The organism is Mycobacterium sp. 1245801.1, assembly GCF_001673055.1.
GTDB classification, from domain to species: Bacteria; Actinomycetota; Actinomycetes; order Mycobacteriales; family Mycobacteriaceae; genus Mycobacterium; species Mycobacterium europaeum_A.
In genome coordinates this window covers 1-16,604 of record NZ_LZKY01000139.1, presented here as the reverse complement: position 1 = coordinate 16,604, position 16,604 = coordinate 1, and the positions used below count along the sequence as shown (strand labels likewise).

Sequence of the window (16,604 nt, the reverse complement as noted above, 5' to 3'; positions counted from 1 at the left end):
ATTGGGTGGCCCGCAGTGAGCTGGTTGAGAGAGCCTCTGCGGCACAGCAGAGACTGCAAGTCGTTATCGCCGACACATGGAATGCACGGGCGCGTTGGTATCTAGCGGGCACAGAGCAGTTGCTTGATGCGTCTGCTGGTGTGTCGGCGTTGTTGTCCGACGTAGCAGACATCGCTTACCACGAAACGCCTCACATCGCGAATGAAATGATTGCTCGTCGAGACCTAACGAGCCAGGGCGCGAAAGCGCGACGGTTTCTTACGGATGCTCTCCTCGCACACCGAGACACTGAAGCATTTTCAATCGAGGGTTATGGGCCCGACCGCGCCATCTATGAGGCGGTGTTTCGAAAGACTGGAATCCATCGCTTGTCGGATACAGGGTATTGGGAGCTGCGCTCGCCGGTGGACCGCAGCTGGAAGCCCGTTTGGTCCCTAATCAACTCGCAGTTCGATCAGGCAACGAATGGGCGCACCAGCTTGGCCCAGATTCGTTCACGCCTCACATTACCTCCGGTCGGTCTCAAGGACGGCATCGTTCCTCTCCTTTTGATCACTGGCCTCATCGCCCGAAGTGATGAGATCGCCGTCTACGAGCACGGCAGTCTCGTCCTCTCGATTGACGATGCTGTTGCAGAGCGCTTAATGAAGAACATCGGCCACTTCTCGATAAAGAACACTCAAACCACGAAGGGCAATCGGGCTCTTGTCATCGAGAGTCTTGTCTCGCGCCTGGGCATCACAACGCGCTACCGCGGCGGTTCACCAACCTTCTTGAACGTTGCTACCGCATTGTTCCGCGAGCTGCGGTTACTTCCCCCTTACTCGCAAAAGACCACAACCGGTCTCTCTGCAGAGGCTGTCGCTGTGAGAGACGCTTTCCGTCAGGCGGCAGAGCCGGATGTACTCGTATTCGAGACGCTTCCCGGAATCTTTGGCATGCGCTCATTCAGTGGACGAGGACGCATGGATAATGATGTTGCTGACGAGTTCGCTGACCGACTCGCTAATGCGATTCGTGAGCTGCGAGAGGCCTACCCCCGGTTGATGGATTCAATACGACGTCAACTGGCACACGCAACGTCAACGTCCAGCGACTTAAGCGAGCTTCGCCAGGATCTATGCGCTGACGCGACGCGACTCAGCGGGCACATACTTGAGCCGAGGCTCAAGGCATTCGTTGGTGCGTTGAGCCGTCCGCTCGATGACGAGGAGTGGCTTGAAAACCTGGCAATGGTGGCATGTGATGGTCAGGCGCCACGCATCTGGACGGATGACGTCGGTGCTCGTTTCCCACTGCGTATTGCGGAACTCGGAGGCGCGTTGCGTCGCACGTCCGCTCTATTGCACGACCGTCTGGCTGCGAGCAAGACCCAGGGTTATTCATCGAGCCGAATGACGTTGACAAGGCCTGATGGCACCGAGACGATCGAGCTACTTGCGCTCACCGAGCCAGAGAAGGCCGCCATTGACCCTCATTATGAGCGTTTGCTCGAAACGTTGATGGGAAGCGGCATGTCGCGAGCGACAGCTTGTCGGATGCTTATGGCACGGTTAGCTGTGGAGCACGAGACGGCCGTCTCGGCCGCTGCCCGAGTCGCCAACAGGGAGGACCAGCGATATGGCTGACATGATCCGACACATCTGCGGGATCAGTGGAGGAAAAGACTCCAGCGCCTTGGCCGTCTACATGCGCGACCGCGTACCGGAGATGGAGTACTTCTTTTGCGATACGGGCGCGGAGCTTCCCGAGACGTACGAGTATCTCGACCGGCTTGAGACTGCACTCGGCAAACCCATCGAGCGGCTCAACGCACGTAAAGGCTTCGACCATTGGTTTGACGTGTACCGAGGAGCCCTTCCATCACCGCAGATGCGCTGGTGCACGAAAAAAATGAAGATCGAGCCACTTGAAGAGTGGATCGGTGATGATCACGCCGTTTCATACGTCGCTATCAGGGCGGACGAGTCCGGGCGAAAGGGTTATGTAAGCACCAAGCCCAATATCCGAACGGTTCTGCCCTTCGTCGAGGACAACGTGGACCACGACGGCGTGATGCGGATTCTGGACCAGTCGGGCATCGGCTTGCCGAAGTACTACGACTGGCGCACCCGCTCGGGGTGTTACTTCTGCTTCTACCAACGCAAGGCCGAGTGGGTCGGACTTGCCGACCGCCACCCCGAACTGTTTCAGCGCGCCATCGCCATCGAGTCAAAGGTCCGTCAGGACGCCGGCGCCGATGGGGACGCGTCTTTTGGTGACTATGCAATGAAAGGCCGGCAGTACACGTGGTCTGGTGGAGAATCCCTTCCCGAGCTCCTAGCCCGTAGAGAAGAGATTCTCGCTCGGCACGCTGATGCACAGGAACAGGCGAAGAAGCGGAAGAAAAACCGGCCGCTGTGGGAGGTACTTGGGGATGCACTTGATGATGACGACGACTCTATGCAGTGTTCGGTGTGTGCGCTCTGATCGCCCACAGTTACGCCCTCGCCGGCCTCCTAGCCATGTCCCCTCCCGCGGCTGATGTCAGTAAATAAGAGCCAGCAGAATCATTTGTGGCAGAGCGAGTCCGGTGCTGACTTACTGGACCTCTACAACGGTGCCGAACCGCTCGCGACGCTACTGCCCAAATGCGCAGCCGTCTACATGTGGAAGTTAGCGCTCGCGCCAGGGATCCTGCAAAAGGCTGATCCCGATGAATACACCACATGGCTAGATCGCTTGTGCACGATCCCGTTGGGCAGAGTCGCCGACTCTCAGTTATCACACTATCTTCGGCTCTCAAACGTCGAGATCCGCGGGCGCGGGCTGCCGGAGCCAAAAAAACAATTCTTCCGAAAGTTTCTATCTCCAAACTCGGCACGGAAATGGATGACCGAATATATCAACGAGCTCAGCGCCCACCTTCCCGCCCTTTACGTGGGGGAAACTGAGAATCTCCAACAGCGGATAACCCAGCATCTGTCCGGTGAAAGTCAGTTTGGCGCGCAGGTGCGGGAGGCGCCGGAACTGTCGTGGAAAATGCTCCGACTGTACTTCGTGCGAATTGAAAATAGAGATTCAGAATTTGCAACCGCTGCTCGTCGATCGCTCGAGTACCTAACTTCCAGCCTTACCATTGCAGGTTTCACAATCAGACCAGGTTAGGAGAAAAGCGTGACAGCGAAAGCACACTCAACGATAAAAGACGTTTCCGCTACAAAGAACTTCGACTATTTGTACGGAAGCTTTCGGCTATCGAAATGGGAGATCCCATACTTCGCCACTACCGTGAGCTTGAAGGATGCAGCCGCCGATTTGAGGCTCACTTCTGAGATTCCCGGCGCAGAAAACATCGAATGGAAACTTGACGAGCTATACCAGCGCGATATCGACTGGACTCGAGTCGAGCGACAAATCGTGCCGTATCTTCGAAATTCGGATATCCCACAATTCTTCAATTCGATTACAATTGCTCTCCTGCCTTACGATACTGCCCGCGGCAGACTGGCAGACAAGTTCGACGATGCGATCGACTGGAGCCCGCCCGGATTGGCGAACCCCGATAGCTTCGGAAAGATTATTAACGTCGGCCCCATCACTATCGGCAGTTGGAACCAGTGGGATTCCCCAGCTGATGACGAATTCCGCAGTGGCCGGATACGCTGGAACACCGACGAAGTCTTTGGAGTCGCAATCGACGGGCAGCACCGTCTAGCTGCGATTAAATCTCTGGTGCAAGGTGCAACCTCGGTCTCAAGCGTGACGGGTTCGCGGGTTCCCGTCATCTTCCTACTTTTTGACAAAGCAGTAGGCTATGGCGGCCCTACCAACCCTCCAATGGTCGAACTCCTTCGTACACTATTTATTGATTTAAATAAGCATGCACAAACGGTGAAGCGGGGCAGACAAATCCTGCTCGACGACCGTGATCCACACGCTGTCTGTGTCCGAACACTAATTGCTCAAAAGCTAAGTGACCACGCCGACACGCTCCACGGCGCCCCGCCGCGCTTACCACTGTCGCTCGTTGACTGGCACTCCGAACAAGCGAAGTTCGACGACGGACCCTATCTCTGCACTGTCCTGGGCCTCGACTGGATTGTGATCCGATCTCTGGATACGAAGCCGATATCGGACTGGACGGATTATAATGCCATCAACAAGCAGATAATTAGGCTGGAGAACCGCCTCGGGATTAACTTGGGCTCCGCCCGAGGCCGCCTCGCCGATCTGCAAAACTTGCAGATGAGTTCCTTTTCCTATCAAGAGTCCGACCTTGATGCGATTGGTAATGCATTCGGCGATGTCTGGAGAAAGCCGATTATCCGGTTATTAACGGAGTTCCAGCCTTACGCCGATCTAATCGCCCAGAGGGTGGAGGACCGTTCGTTCTCGATGCAGTACCAACAGTGGTTTCAACTGTATCAGGCGAGCCAGAAAGAAGGTGTTACTGGTGGGCACGCATCGACTGAGTACGGGCAATTCTTGCAGCGCGCCGCGCTAGCCGACACCAACCCGAAAGGGGAAGCCGACTTTCTCAAAACGCTGAAAGCTCAGAATACCGGCAAGCGTGACCGGGGGTTGGCATTCAATGTGGTATTCCAAAGAGCGATGGTGGAAGGGTTCCTAGAATACTCACAATTTGGGGAAGCCGCCGTCAGCGAGCTAGCCCAAGAGGACGACGATAATGACGTCGATTTTGGTGATCTTGCCTTCGATGATGACCTAGAGCTCACGGATATTGAGGATGATGCCTTCGAATTCTCCGAAGCGGCTCCTGGGTCAAATGTTACGTCGGTTCCGAGCAGTGGGCTAGGGAAAATTGAATCTGCACTCAAGGCGCAGTATGAATCTCGCTCATCAGAATATGTGGCGGCAATGAACAGGTTCGTCGCTGCAATTCCCAACTTACTCGAAGTTGACGCTGAATTCGAGTCGGCTGAAGGCAAATTCGGAAAGTTCTGGTTGGGCTCGTTCTTGAAGGCTGAAGGTGGAATCGACTTTACCCAAGGCGCGTCGAGTCGCGCGAAAGACATCCTCTTCGCCGTTGCTGCAATGTGTCTGTACGACGATATGCGCGAGCCGGTGGAGGAGTCAGATTTTAACGAGTTTTGGGCCACCTGCCAAGACCCGACGGCGGGCGCCGTTTGTCGCAAAGTTGGCAGAGTGCTGAAGCGCATGACAAATACGGATGCCTCACTCGGCGGTCGCATCCTTCGATCGCAGGGGCATAGCCACGACCCGGACAAAGCGATGGACGAAATGCACGACCGACTACGGTACGTATGGCAGGGCATTGGGCTGTAGATGCCGACGGACGGCCTAGGTACGCGCCTGCGGGAAGAGCTTTCAAAGTACTTCCCAATGCGGACCTCGCCTTGGGGTGAAGACCCTATCGCCGTGGACGAGAGCGCTTCCGTTCCGGCGGTAGAAACAGGCTCCGTTGACCTCGTCAGATCACAGCTCCGGCCAAGGCTTTTCGATTACCAGGTCGATCTTGTTGAGAAATTTGTTGAGCATATGTCCGAAGGTCGGACCGGTCTTCTCTCTCTCCCTACTGGAGGAGGAAAGACCCGCACTGCGGTCGTTGCGTGTTTGGATTCGTTTACCCGCGAAACGCTCGAGAATGTCATCTGGCTGGCCCCCACACGTGAGTTGGTTGACCAGGCGCTGCTGACATTCATTGAGATGTGGAAGGCGATAGGTCGATGCCCGGATATGCGAATTAGAAAGGGATTTCAAACTTCGAGTGGCCGAAGCGTTTGCGTCACCACGCCGCAGGAGGTTTATGCGCGGTTACGTGACGATTTGGACGTTGGAGTTTGGGACGCGGTGGTCTTTGACGAAGCCCATCAACTTGGCGCACGGACATACGAACAGTCGGTTCGGGCACTACGTGCCAAACATAGCGTTTCCTCGTCACGGCCGACGGGTCTTATTGGCCTGTCGGCTACCCCTGGCCGAACTGTGGATGAAGAGACAAGTCAGCTGGTCGAATTTTTTGGTGGCGAACTGATTACGAGCGGTACCCTCGGTACGAATCCAGTCCTCACGTTACAGAGGCGTGGGGTGCTTGCACGCCTTGAGTTCCGCAAGTTGACGCAACGGGCGATCCCTGTAGCGGACGAGCTCACACGACTGAGAGTTGCGGTCAAAGCCTGCCAGTCCTTCGCGCTGAGGGGGCGGCGGGTGATGGTGTTTACGCAGTCAGTTGAAGGCGCGGAGTGCCTGGCCGATGCGTTGAGCGGGTTGGAAGTACCAGCTGCGTGCGTGAGCTCTAAGCTTTCGGCGCAGAGGCGATTCGCGATACTTGCCGCATTCGGGGAGGGGAAGGTCCAAGTGCTTGCAAACCAGCGTCTGCTCGCCACTGGCTACGACTGTCCGGCAGTGTCTGATGTCTTGCTCCTCGGGCCAATTGGAAGCCCCATACTCTTTGAGCAGATGGTGGGACGAGCTGCAAGAGGACCGAAGACGGGTGGCTCGGCGCTCGCTCGAGTGTGGGATTTCGACGATCATCTGACTCGGTATGGAATTCCGTCATCATATTATCGATATCGGGATTACGACTGGTCGCGGAACTAACCCGATGCGGGACGAATTGACTTCCAGACACTTCGCATGAACGAACGAGGCGAGACGGCGTAATGATTATCGCTACGGAGAACAACGGTTGGGCCAGCAGGAGGCAGCGCACCGCAATCGGCCGTGGTGATCTCTCGATGCCCGTGAGACAAGCCTTACTCGATGGCGTAATGCGCGCGGACGCTTCGGTACTCGATTACGGCTGTGGTCGTGGTCAGGACGTGGAGCGTTTGGGTCGCTTGGGTCTCAATGCGAAAGGCTGGGACCCGTTCTACGCTCCCGACACGAAACTCGAGGCAAACGACGTTGTTATGCTTAATTACGTACTCAACGTCATTGAGGACTCTGCCGAGCGACGGCAGACGCTTGGGACTGCCTGGGCGTTTACATCAAGAGTGCTAATTGTAGCCAGCCGTCTCAAGTGGGAGCTCAGCTCAGTTAACGGCATCGCCTCCGGCGATGGACTTATTACTAGCCGCAACACATTTCAGCATTTCTTCAGTCCGAACGAGCTACGGAAGTTTGTCGATGAGGTGACAGGTACGCGGTGCGTGTCGCCAACTCCTGGTGTCGTATACGCATTCCGCCGCGATGAGGATCGCTTCTCATACTTGGCTCGGGGAACGATTGCAGGCTTCCATTGGGCCGATAGTCAAGACTACGCCTCGGCTGTATCGGAGCTCATATCGTTTACAGAGCAGCGTGGTCGGCCGCCGCTATTCGAAGAAATACCGGACGACCTCCTACCGATGCTGGGTACGCTTTCGCGAAGGTCGATGCTAGAGCTTATCCAAAAGGGTGCGTCGCCCGAGCGAGTTGCTGAAGGGTTCAAACGTTCGACACTCGACACGCTGCTGTATCTCGGCACGTCAATCTTCAATGGTCGAGTGTCCCTAAAGGATCTCCCGTTAACCGTCCAAGCGGACATCAAACACTGCTTCAAGAGTTATCGCGAAGCGTGTGCCCGCGCTGATCGGCTGCTAACGAAGATCCGCGACGACACCTACGTGCGCGGTGCCATGCGTAATTCACCCGGCAAACTGACTGCCACTGCGCTATACGTCCATCGGCGTGCAATACCGAAAATGCCTGTAGTTCTTCGCCTCTACGAATACTGTGGATTCGTCGCGGCCGGAAGGCCGGATGAGTGGAACATACTCAAGCTTGACCACCGTGGCAGGCGGGTTTCGTGGTCGTCTTACCCCACGTTTGATGCGGATCCACATCCAAGTCTGGAGTGGACGTATGGCGTGGAAATGACATCTCTAGAGGCGAGCTTCCAGCGGTTCGGCGATCGATCAAATCGGCCAATACTTCACCGCAAGGAGGAGTTTCTACACACTGACGATCCGCACTACGCGAAGTACCGCCGTCTCACAGCAGCGGAGGCCCGTGCAGGGCTGTACGAGAATCCAACGATCATTGGCCTCGAAGATGGCTGGCACAGCGAACTAGAGCGTTGCGGCGTCAATCTGCGAGGTCACCGTCTGGTTAAGCGGGGTCTAAGAGACTGCTGAATTATGGGTGTTGGGTGCTCGCGCAGTGAGGTTAGATCTCACAACAGGGTGCGTCCATGGCACAGGTCCTCGTGTGCGGTCCAGGTATCGAACCGCGTGGTGGGGTCGAGTCCGGCTTTGGTCGCTCCGCTTAGTAACCAAAAACCCGCCCCCGGCCCAAACCGGTCGGTCAAGACAAGACCACTCAGAAAATCGAGGGCAGGTGTCCTAAGTCTGGTTAGACAATCCTCTGCGACTCGACGTGCGGCCCAAAGCGCGCGAGTTGCTACTTATCTTGGGTCCTCCGGCGAATAGGCCTCGGCCCAGACGACGAACGTCGCGATGTTGCCAAACCGCTTGTGTATCACACGCGTTTCGGCTTTGCGATCGTGCGTAATCACGAAGCATTTTCCTGGCTTTGTCGCGGCACCGCAGCCGCAGTAGCAGCTCCCGTCTGGGGACGTCAGGGATTGCGGCAATGTTCCCGCAGCGTGTCTCCATCGTTGGCTTCCTCAGGATTGTTCTGTGTTTCTGTATTGCCCGGCCTCACATCGAGTTATCAGGCAGCTATTCCGGGTCGCAAACGATCAACCCAGAAGAGCCACGGCGCAGCACCTTTCGCTCTAAGGCCTTGTTCAACGCATCGTCTAGCCGCGCGTCTATCTGCTGAGTGATGCGGCGGCCGCCCAGCAGATTAAGCGCCTCGCGTTTGAGGTCATAGGTGTCGATCCCACCCGTCTGCTCTGCCACCACGATCATCGCGTTGCCAATTTCGATCAGCGATACGTGGTCTAGCTGACGACTGGTCCCTTCCGGCGGCCGGCGCACGGTCCGCCAGTCTTCTGGCTCAACGCCGACGGGCCAGAAGAAGCCGTCGCCTGTCGGCCGGCGATAGTCGACAGGGACGATTCGTTCAATCGATCGATGGCGATTCTCGTTGATTCTGGTCAGATTGAAGGCTGCCGCAACCAACTTGGTAAGGCGACGCGGGTGTACCGGGGCTTCCGCAGCCATCGCACTGATGATTGCGTCGTATACCCGCGACTTCGCGTATGCGATGGGTAGATCATCGAGCACGGTGACATCCCCGAGCCGTCCGGGCTTCCACTCCCGATACACCTGCACCATCGGATGACTCGGTGGAGCGTGTGGTTTGAGCGGTGAGGTCGATCGCAGGAGCGGGGCGGCCTGAAGCAGGGGAGCGGTCGACGACGTGGACGGCGTTGTCGGGGCCGTTATCTCGCCGAAGAGCACACGCTGGCGCGCTGTGTCCACTGAACCTTTGAGTTGGGTCACGACGTGTTCAGGGCGTTGGAGCCACTCCGGTAACCACACTCGTTCGATGGCCGGCCAATGCATTAGGTCGCACAGTACATCGACCGGCAGGGAGTCGCGGTCGGCAACGGTGCGGCGTGCGCGCCAGCCTTGACCGTCGAGGAGAACTGCGACAAGCTGCCGCTCGGGTTCCGTGGGAGCCGCAAGTACGAGATCCACTCGGAAATCGGACAAGCCGAGATCGGTTGTCACGACCAGACCGGCGTCTCGCAATGCAGCGGCGATGTCATCACGGTGGCGATCGATCACGGGCGTCCGACGCATGCTGTCGGCCGCGTCGTCGACACCGCGCGCCGCCATCTCCAGGTACGCCTTGAGATGCTTGGTGCCGATCTGGCTGGTTTCCTCGGCGCGCAGGTCCTCCGCATCAAAACTGGCGTATAAAACCACCTGTCGGCGAGCGCGCGTGATCGCAACATTGAGTCGACGTTCCCCGCCGGGCCTCGACAGCGGCCCGAAGTTGAGCGGCACCACGCCTTTTTCGTTTGCGCTGAAAGCTACCGAGAACAGGATGGTGTCGCGCTCGTCACCCTGGACGTTTTCTAGGTTCTTGACGAAAAGGCCATCCGGCTCGTCCAGAGCACGCACCACCCGTTCGTCTGCACTGTCGCGCAATAGGTTATCTATTAGGTCGCGTTGCTGGGCGTTGAACGTGATGATGCCCAGCGACGGAACCGCATCGGGCGACTGCTCGAACCGCCGCGCTACGTCATCGACGATGGCATCGGCCTCAACGCGGTTGGTCCGCAGCGTCTTGCCTTTGCCGGACCGCTCGAAGGTTCCGTTCACCCGGATTAGCGATATTCCTTGTCCGCCTGCATCGGACGCGCCACCGCTTCGCGGTGCGGGGAAGGAGGCTAGCCGCCGGTTGTAGTAGTGCTGGTTGCTGAAGGCAATCAATGCCTCGTCCTGGCTGCGGTAATGCCAGGACAACCACTGCTGGGGGACCTGCGCGTGGACGCACTCGGTGAGGATCGACTCCTCATCGAGGAAGAACTCCTGGTCGTTGTCGTCCGCGTCGTCAACGTTGGCGTTCGCCTCGGCAAAGCTGGTCGGCGGCATCTGCTTGCTGTCTCCCACGACGACCACTGAGCGGCTGCGGCCCATCGCCCCGATGGCATCAGCGACCCGAATTTGGGATGCCTCGTCGAACACCACGATGTCGAACAGGTCCGGGCGCGCCGGGAAGAACCGTGCCACCGAGTCGGGGCTCATCATCGTGCACGGCATGATCTGGGTGATCAGCTCCCCGTAGTGCTCGATCAATCCGCGCACGCTCATCCCGCCGCGGCGTCGGTCCAATTGGCGGCGCAAGCCGCCGATCTGGCCGCTTGCGGCATTGGCGTCGAATCGCCTCTTTTGTAGTAGCGCCGCCGGGATCGCTCGAGGCAGCTCGCCGCGGATCCCGCGCAAACTATTTGTGTATCGCTCGATCGTCTTGTCGTGAGCCGTGGCGTTGAAGCTACCCAGGGCGGTGGCGTCGCGGCGTTCGGCAACGGATGCCACGGCGACGCCGCGCGCGAAGGCCAAGCTGGCATCGTCGGGGTCGATCTCGCCGTTTAGGATGGCCGTCCGCACGGCGGACATCCCCGCAGGTTTCAGCGGTTCGATGAGATGCAATAACGCAACCCAATGCTCGATTGAGCCCGTGTCGTCGAGGCGGCGGTTGGTGCGCGTCGCCCACCAGCGGGCGATAAACGGTTCGGGCTGCGCCCATTCGTTCTGACGCTCCGAATTGCTGCGGGTCGCCGTCGTCAGCTCGTTCCACGCCAGCGGGATGCGGGCGAGTTGATCTTTGAAGGCGCCGGCGGGCTGATTCGCGTAGTACGAGCGCAGATCGGCAACGTGCGGATCGTCTGGTTGAACAGACAGACATGTAGCCGTCCACCGCAGCCACCCCAGCTCATGCCTGACCTTCGCAGCCTGTTCGGGTACAAGGGCATTCCACGGTTCTGTGATGACGGTCACCGGAATTTTCGCCACCCTGGTGCGCAGCCCGGCCACTTCTACGTGCGACTCCAGTATGTCGGCGATGAGGGAAGTAAGGGTTTTGAGGTCAATGGTTTTCGGTTCTACGACTAGCACGTCTGACAGCTGCTCCAGGACGGCGCGTCGACGTTTCTTGCGCCCGAAGAATTTCGATTCATCCGCGGCCACCGCGGCCGCGTAAATCGCTGGTATGTCGAGATCGACCGCGCCGACCGAGGCGACTGACAGCCACCCGGGACTGTGCTGCGTAAGGTTTTGCAGATCGTTGCCTAGAGACTTCAGCTCTTGAGCCCAGGCGCCTTCGTGCAAGGCGTCCAGCGCGGCCAATGGGTACCGTGGAGCGCCACAAAGCTTTACCCAGCTGTCGAAACCGGCGGGCAGGCCGCACAGCCCCAGGCTCTCGATCGTGAAGCCACATTCGACGGCTGCGGCCAATGCCGAGTCGAACTCGACTGCGCACCGGTGAATTTCGGCGACCTCTGATTCCGCAGGGGGCGAGTCGATGAAGCCCCAGGGGTGATCGACGCTTGGCTGCGCGAGATCGGCGACCTCTGGCAGCTTTCGCATCACCTGCTGGAGGGCATCGAGCGTCTCCGAAGGGCCGCCGGCGACAAGCCCTTTCGGAACTTCGATCGGGGCGATGTCCTGGTCGGCGGCGAGCTCGGCCGTGCGTGCTGAATATAGCGACATGCCGGCGGCGTTTTCCTCATGCAGCCGCCGCGCGTAGCGGGCGAGCGCATTTCGACTGGATTCAGCCGCCTCGGTTTGCGTACGCAGCGAATCGGTATCGGCGCTAACACTGAGATCTAGAGCGGCGCGGATCTGTTCGCGAACGGCGGCGGGCCGCGAAGATTTGTCATGCAGATCCAGCGACAGCTCGCCCAATCCGACCGTCTGCAGCCGTTTCTTGACGACGTCGAGGGCGGCGCGCTTTTCGGCCACGAATAGCACCCGCCTTCCGGCGGCCATCGCGTGGGCGAGCAGATTCGTGATCGTCTGGGATTTGCCGGTACCCGGCGGGCCTTCCAGCACGAAGGTCCGTCCGGCAGCAGCTTGGGCGATGGCTTGCAGCTGAGACGAGTCGGCTGGTACCGGCATTTCGTCGCCGAGCCGATCGAGGTCGACGTCGGTGCTGCCGGTTACCGGGTCGGTGAACGGCTTGTCGGGCGAATCGATTAGGTGTCGAACCAAGCTGTTGCTCGACAACGCTTTCCACGAATCGTCAAGGTCCTTCCACAGCGGAAACTTCGCGAACTGCAGGATCGCCAGGTGCGTCGTCTCCTCGACCCGGAAGTGCAGACCTGCCCGCGTTATGGCGCGGCGAACGGCGTCGAAGGTGGCCGCAAGATCGATCCCCGACGCATCTTGCGCGGGTTCCTTGAGATCGGGAATCTCCAGGCCGAACGAAACCCGCAGCTTTTCGACCAGGCAGTAGTTCGGTGTCGAGGCGCCTGTTTCGTCGAGGGCTAGGGTGTAGCGCTCGCCGCGGTTGGCGGTGCTGAGCGTGACGGGCACGAGAACCAATGGCGACCGGAGTTCGCGGTCGTCGAACCGCCAGTTCAGCATCCCGAAAGTCAGATACAGGTTATTGGACCCGGTTTCCTCGACGATGGTCTTGGCTTTCGCGGCCAGGTACCGCAGCTTGATCTTGTACGCCGCGGCGGTAATGTCGATGTATGCGCTGTTCTTTTCGGCGAGCAGCAGTTCGCGTTCGCGTTCGGGAAGGTCACGCCCATAGCGGATTCCGCGGGCGACATCGATTTCCTTGACGGCGTCAGACGCCAGTAACGTTATGCGTGCATTGTCATTAACGGCGTCTTCGAAGCGGCCGAGGGCGGGTCCTGGTATCTCCACCCGGTATCCGGCGCGGTCGGTGTAGTTGATCAACTTGTTGCGCAGGCTCAAATCCAGCAACGCGTTCTTCCACTTGGCGACACGCGGCGGCACCGAATCCGTCTGATCCGAGACGGTCGCGCTCGAGTCGGAGCGTTGATAAGGGGCGATCACAGGCCCCGGCGCCGGGGTGTATTCGGTGACGAGGACGCTGCCATCGGGACTCAGCGTGCGACTGGGCAGCGGATAGATCCTCGAGAGCCGTGCCTGGCGGATATCGGTGACACCAAGGACATTTGACAAGTCATCACCAAGATGTCTTCTGCCGGCGGCGACTGCCTCTGGCAACGGTGAGGAGCCGTCGCCCCCTGCCAGCACCGTCGTCTCGATTAGCCGTATGTGACCGAGGTCCACGAGGTTGGCAACGTCGATTACTTCGGTGGTGGAGATGGCCGGTAGCGCAGAGTCGACTCGCCAATAGCCAAGCAGGGCATGGCCTTTGATGACCCATAGGGTGGTGTTGATGCCAGCCTGTTCCAGCGCGGCGGCCATCGTGACAGCGGTGTCCAGGCAAGTTCCCAGTCGGCCATCAAGGACTTCGTGCGGCGTGCGAATTTTTTGACCGTCGAGTCCCCAACTTGCCGGAGGTTCCGCATACCGGATGTCCCTGGCGCGCATGGCGTCATAAACCGCCTGCGCGATGGCGTCGGCTCGTTCTGGACTTTCGCTCTGATAGCCGTCGATCGTCGAGCGTCCGGTGGCCGCATTGAGACGATCGGAAACGTCCGGCATTAGCGCGCTGATCGCTGCTGCGTTCGGCTGGATGTGTGCGGCCAACATCTCCAACCCCAGCTGCAGCGGGGTGGCCTTCCACTGGTTGGCGGCAAGAATGTTGACCTCGTTGAAGCCCTTCGCGATCACTTCGCCTGCGGCATCGTGCAGGACTGCCTCGATGCGGCCTGGGCGCTGGTCGTCGACCGTCAGCATGGAGGCAGGGTCCAGCGCCAAGTCAACGTCGCGCAGGATCGTGGGCTTGCCGGCCGCGAGATCGACGTGCAGTTCGCGCGGTCCGCCATGTGAACCCGTGGCGCTGACCACGTCCACCCGGAGGACCGCGCCCCGCAGGTCCTCGGTGACCCCGTCGATCGTCACCTGGTCGACCACGGGTATCCGGCAATGTGCCATCGGATAGCTCAGGTCGGAGATGGCCTTGATCTCCAGCCGGGCCGCGGCCGTCAAGGTTGTTATCTGCTGTGCCGGCGCAGGGGCAAATCGCGCGGCGGGAACTTTCTGTTCATTGGGTCGCTGTGCAACGGGAGGCGCCGGCTCGCGCGCCGGTTGGGTTTGACTTTCGGTCACCGGCGAAGCGGCAGGTAGGACGCTGAGAGTCGATTTCAGCCGGGCGGCATCGGCCGCCGGCCCGGGGGCGTTGGCCGCGTGCAAGAGCAGTTCGGCGGAGTCGATGGCGCGGTAAGCCTCGGCGGCGGTAAAGGACTCGTTGTGTGCCCATCGGTTGCGAACGTCGCGCAATTCGCTGGCATAGCTTTGCCCGACCCGCGAGAGCCGCCGGTTGAACGGGAAGCCGTATTCGCCAAGGCGTTCGGTCATCGCGCGCAGAATCAACGACAGGTCACGAGCCTTGTAAGTGCCCATTTGCCGTCCGGCGGCGGCATCCTTGCGGCGCAGCACCTCGGTCCACGGCACGCTGGGCGGCAGCGCCTGGCCGCACACATCTTCGACGAACGGGCCGAGGCCGTCGACCAATATTGACAGCGCCTCACCCACGAGGGAGTGGTAGTTCTTCTCGCTCACGTGAGGTCTCTCCAGCTGAATTCGGTGGATGCTGCCGTACTGCGCGGACGTGTGGCGAGCTTAAGTGGCCCGACCGACAGCCCGCGTTGGCCATAAAACCACGACAAGCTAACTTTCCGCAGGGGTTCCTGAGCAACCCGTTACGCCAAAAGCGTGTGGCGAGTCAGCGCGCGCTTTTACTCTCTTCTCCGTGGGAGCACCAGGTCCGGGAAATGACACGCTGAAGAATTACGTGTTGGCACTCGCCGACGCCGACCAATCGCTAAGCGAAACCGCGCGGCTGGCGGTGCTGGCTGCGCTTGAGGACCCCGACGTCCTCTCCGAAGCGCTGGGCGGCAGCGCCTCCGCGCACGTGACGGATTCGCTCACCGCCGTCGACGAGCCCGAGAACCCTGTCGGTGCCTATCTCGAATCCATCACCGTCTCCGGTTTCCGTGGCATCGGCCCCATTGTCACCGTTCCGCTCCAGCCGGGGCCAGGCTTGACGGTGATCGCTGGCCGCAACGGGTCGGGCAAGTCGACGTTGGCCGAGGCGCTTGAGTTGGCGCTGACTGGCGTCAATTCTCGGTGGAAAGACAAGCCGGTCGTGTGGTCGCAGGCTTGGCGCAACTTGCACGCCGGTGAACCGGCGCAGATCCGCATCGGTCTGACCGAAGAAGGCTCGGGCACAACGGCAATCGGCGTGGACTGGCCGGCGGGCCAGGACGTTCCCGTGGAGGACGCGCGGCGCTGGGTGCAGCGCAAAGGGCAAAAGCAGGAACCGGTCGGCGCGCTGGGATGGGACACGGCGCTGACGATGTATCGGCCGTTGCTCAGCTACGACGAGCTCGGCGGCATCCTGGAAGGCAAGCCCAGCGAATTCTACGATCAGCTCTATCGGCTGCTGGGTCTCGAGCAGCTCTCCTGCGCCATTAGCGTCCTCGACGCAGAGGTCAAAAAGCTTCGCCAACCCGGCGCCGACCTCAAGAAAGCCGCCGATGCCCTCAAGCCGATATTGGCCGCCCACGAAGATGCGCGCGCCTCGGCCGCGGCGGCACAGGTCAAGAAGAACAAGCCCGACCTGGACGCAGTGCGCCCACTGATCACCGGCGTAGCACCGAATGTTCCCACGGCGTGGGAACAGGCACGCAAGCTGACGGCGCCGAGCGCCGAGGACGCCGAAATCAAGTGCACAGCCCTGCGATCGGCGGCGCAGGCTTTACAGCGGGAAGTCCGGCGCGCCGATGCATTGGCGGCCGACCGCGCCCAGCTGCTTGAATCCACCCTGGAGTTTCACGACCAGCACGGTGATCAGCTTTGCCCGGTCTGCGGTCAAGGAACCCTTGACCAAGGTTGGGCGCTGGCGGCGCGCGCTGCTTCGATGGTGCTCAGTTCGGCGTCGGCGAGCGGCGGGCGAGCCACCGATCGCACCATTGCCACGACTGACGATCGCGCCTGCTGCGCCTCGGCGCGAGCGGCGGTGAGGTCGCTCAGGGCGCTTTGATCGCGCTCGAGGGCCGCGCGCGCCGCCAGCGCCCAACCTTGGTCAAGGGTTCCTTGACCGCAGACCGGGCAAAGCTGATCACCGTGCTGGTC

7 protein-coding genes and 1 pseudogene are annotated in these 16,604 nt (G+C 59.9%); 7 read left to right on the top strand and 1 reads right to left on the bottom strand.

Features of this window, described 5'->3' with window-relative positions; all coding sequences use genetic code 11:
* The 6 genes and pseudogenes from A5622_RS29580 to A5622_RS28010 form a co-directional block, all read left to right on the top strand.
* A pseudogene (locus A5622_RS29580) lies at window positions 1–1,628 on the top strand (hypothetical protein); the annotation flags it as partial.
* Window positions 1,621–2,469 (top strand): phosphoadenosine phosphosulfate reductase family protein, encoded by an 849-nt coding sequence (locus tag A5622_RS08450; RefSeq protein ID WP_066877867.1) that lies wholly within the window; start codon window positions 1,621–1,623, stop codon window positions 2,467–2,469. The pseudogene A5622_RS29580 and the gene A5622_RS08450, both read left to right, overlap by 8 nt.
* A gap of 54 nt (window positions 2,470–2,523) precedes the next feature.
* Window positions 2,524–3,147 carry a GIY-YIG nuclease family protein gene (locus A5622_RS29015; protein WP_156752892.1) on the top strand — a complete coding sequence of 208 codons (624 nt, stop codon included), beginning with the start codon at window positions 2,524–2,526 and terminating at the stop codon, window positions 3,145–3,147.
* 9 nt (window positions 3,148–3,156) lie between these two features.
* Entirely contained in the window at window positions 3,157–5,289 is a 2,133-nt protein-coding gene (locus A5622_RS08445) for a DNA sulfur modification protein DndB (protein ID WP_082994554.1), read from the top strand.
* A 93-nt stretch (window positions 5,290–5,382) separates the two neighbouring features.
* Entirely contained in the window at window positions 5,383–6,564 is a 1,182-nt protein-coding gene (locus A5622_RS28015) for a DEAD/DEAH box helicase (RefSeq protein ID WP_197507974.1), read from the top strand.
* Window positions 6,565–6,626: 62 nt separating this feature from the next.
* Window positions 6,627–8,081, top strand: a complete 1,455-nt coding sequence (locus A5622_RS28010; RefSeq protein ID WP_082994552.1) for a DNA phosphorothioation-associated putative methyltransferase — start codon at window positions 6,627–6,629, stop codon at window positions 8,079–8,081.
* A 546-nt stretch (window positions 8,082–8,627) separates the two neighbouring features.
* Here A5622_RS28010 and A5622_RS08440 read toward each other — a convergent pair.
* Window positions 8,628–15,029, bottom strand: coding sequence for a DUF4011 domain-containing protein (locus A5622_RS08440; RefSeq protein WP_066877863.1), 6,402 nt, complete (start codon window positions 15,027–15,029; stop codon window positions 8,628–8,630).
* A 235-nt stretch (window positions 15,030–15,264) separates the two neighbouring features.
* Between A5622_RS08440 and A5622_RS08435 the strand changes: the two genes are divergently transcribed.
* A complete protein-coding gene (locus tag A5622_RS08435; protein WP_232002909.1) occupies window positions 15,265–16,512 on the top strand; it encodes an AAA family ATPase in 1,248 nt (415 codons plus the stop codon).
* Window positions 16,513–16,604: the final 92 nt, after the last annotated feature.

What these genes read in the sequence shown, in the direction of transcription:
- A5622_RS08450 (WP_066877867.1), top strand. Translation starts at nt 1,621, where the DNA reads ATGGCTGACATGATCCGACACATCTGCGGGATCAGTGGAGGAAAAGAC.
- A5622_RS29015 (WP_156752892.1), top strand. Translation starts at nt 2,524, where the DNA reads ATGTCAGTAAATAAGAGCCAGCAGAATCATTTGTGGCAGAGCGAGTCC.
- A5622_RS28010 (WP_082994552.1), top strand. Translation starts at nt 6,627, where the DNA reads ATGATTATCGCTACGGAGAACAACGGTTGGGCCAGCAGGAGGCAGCGC.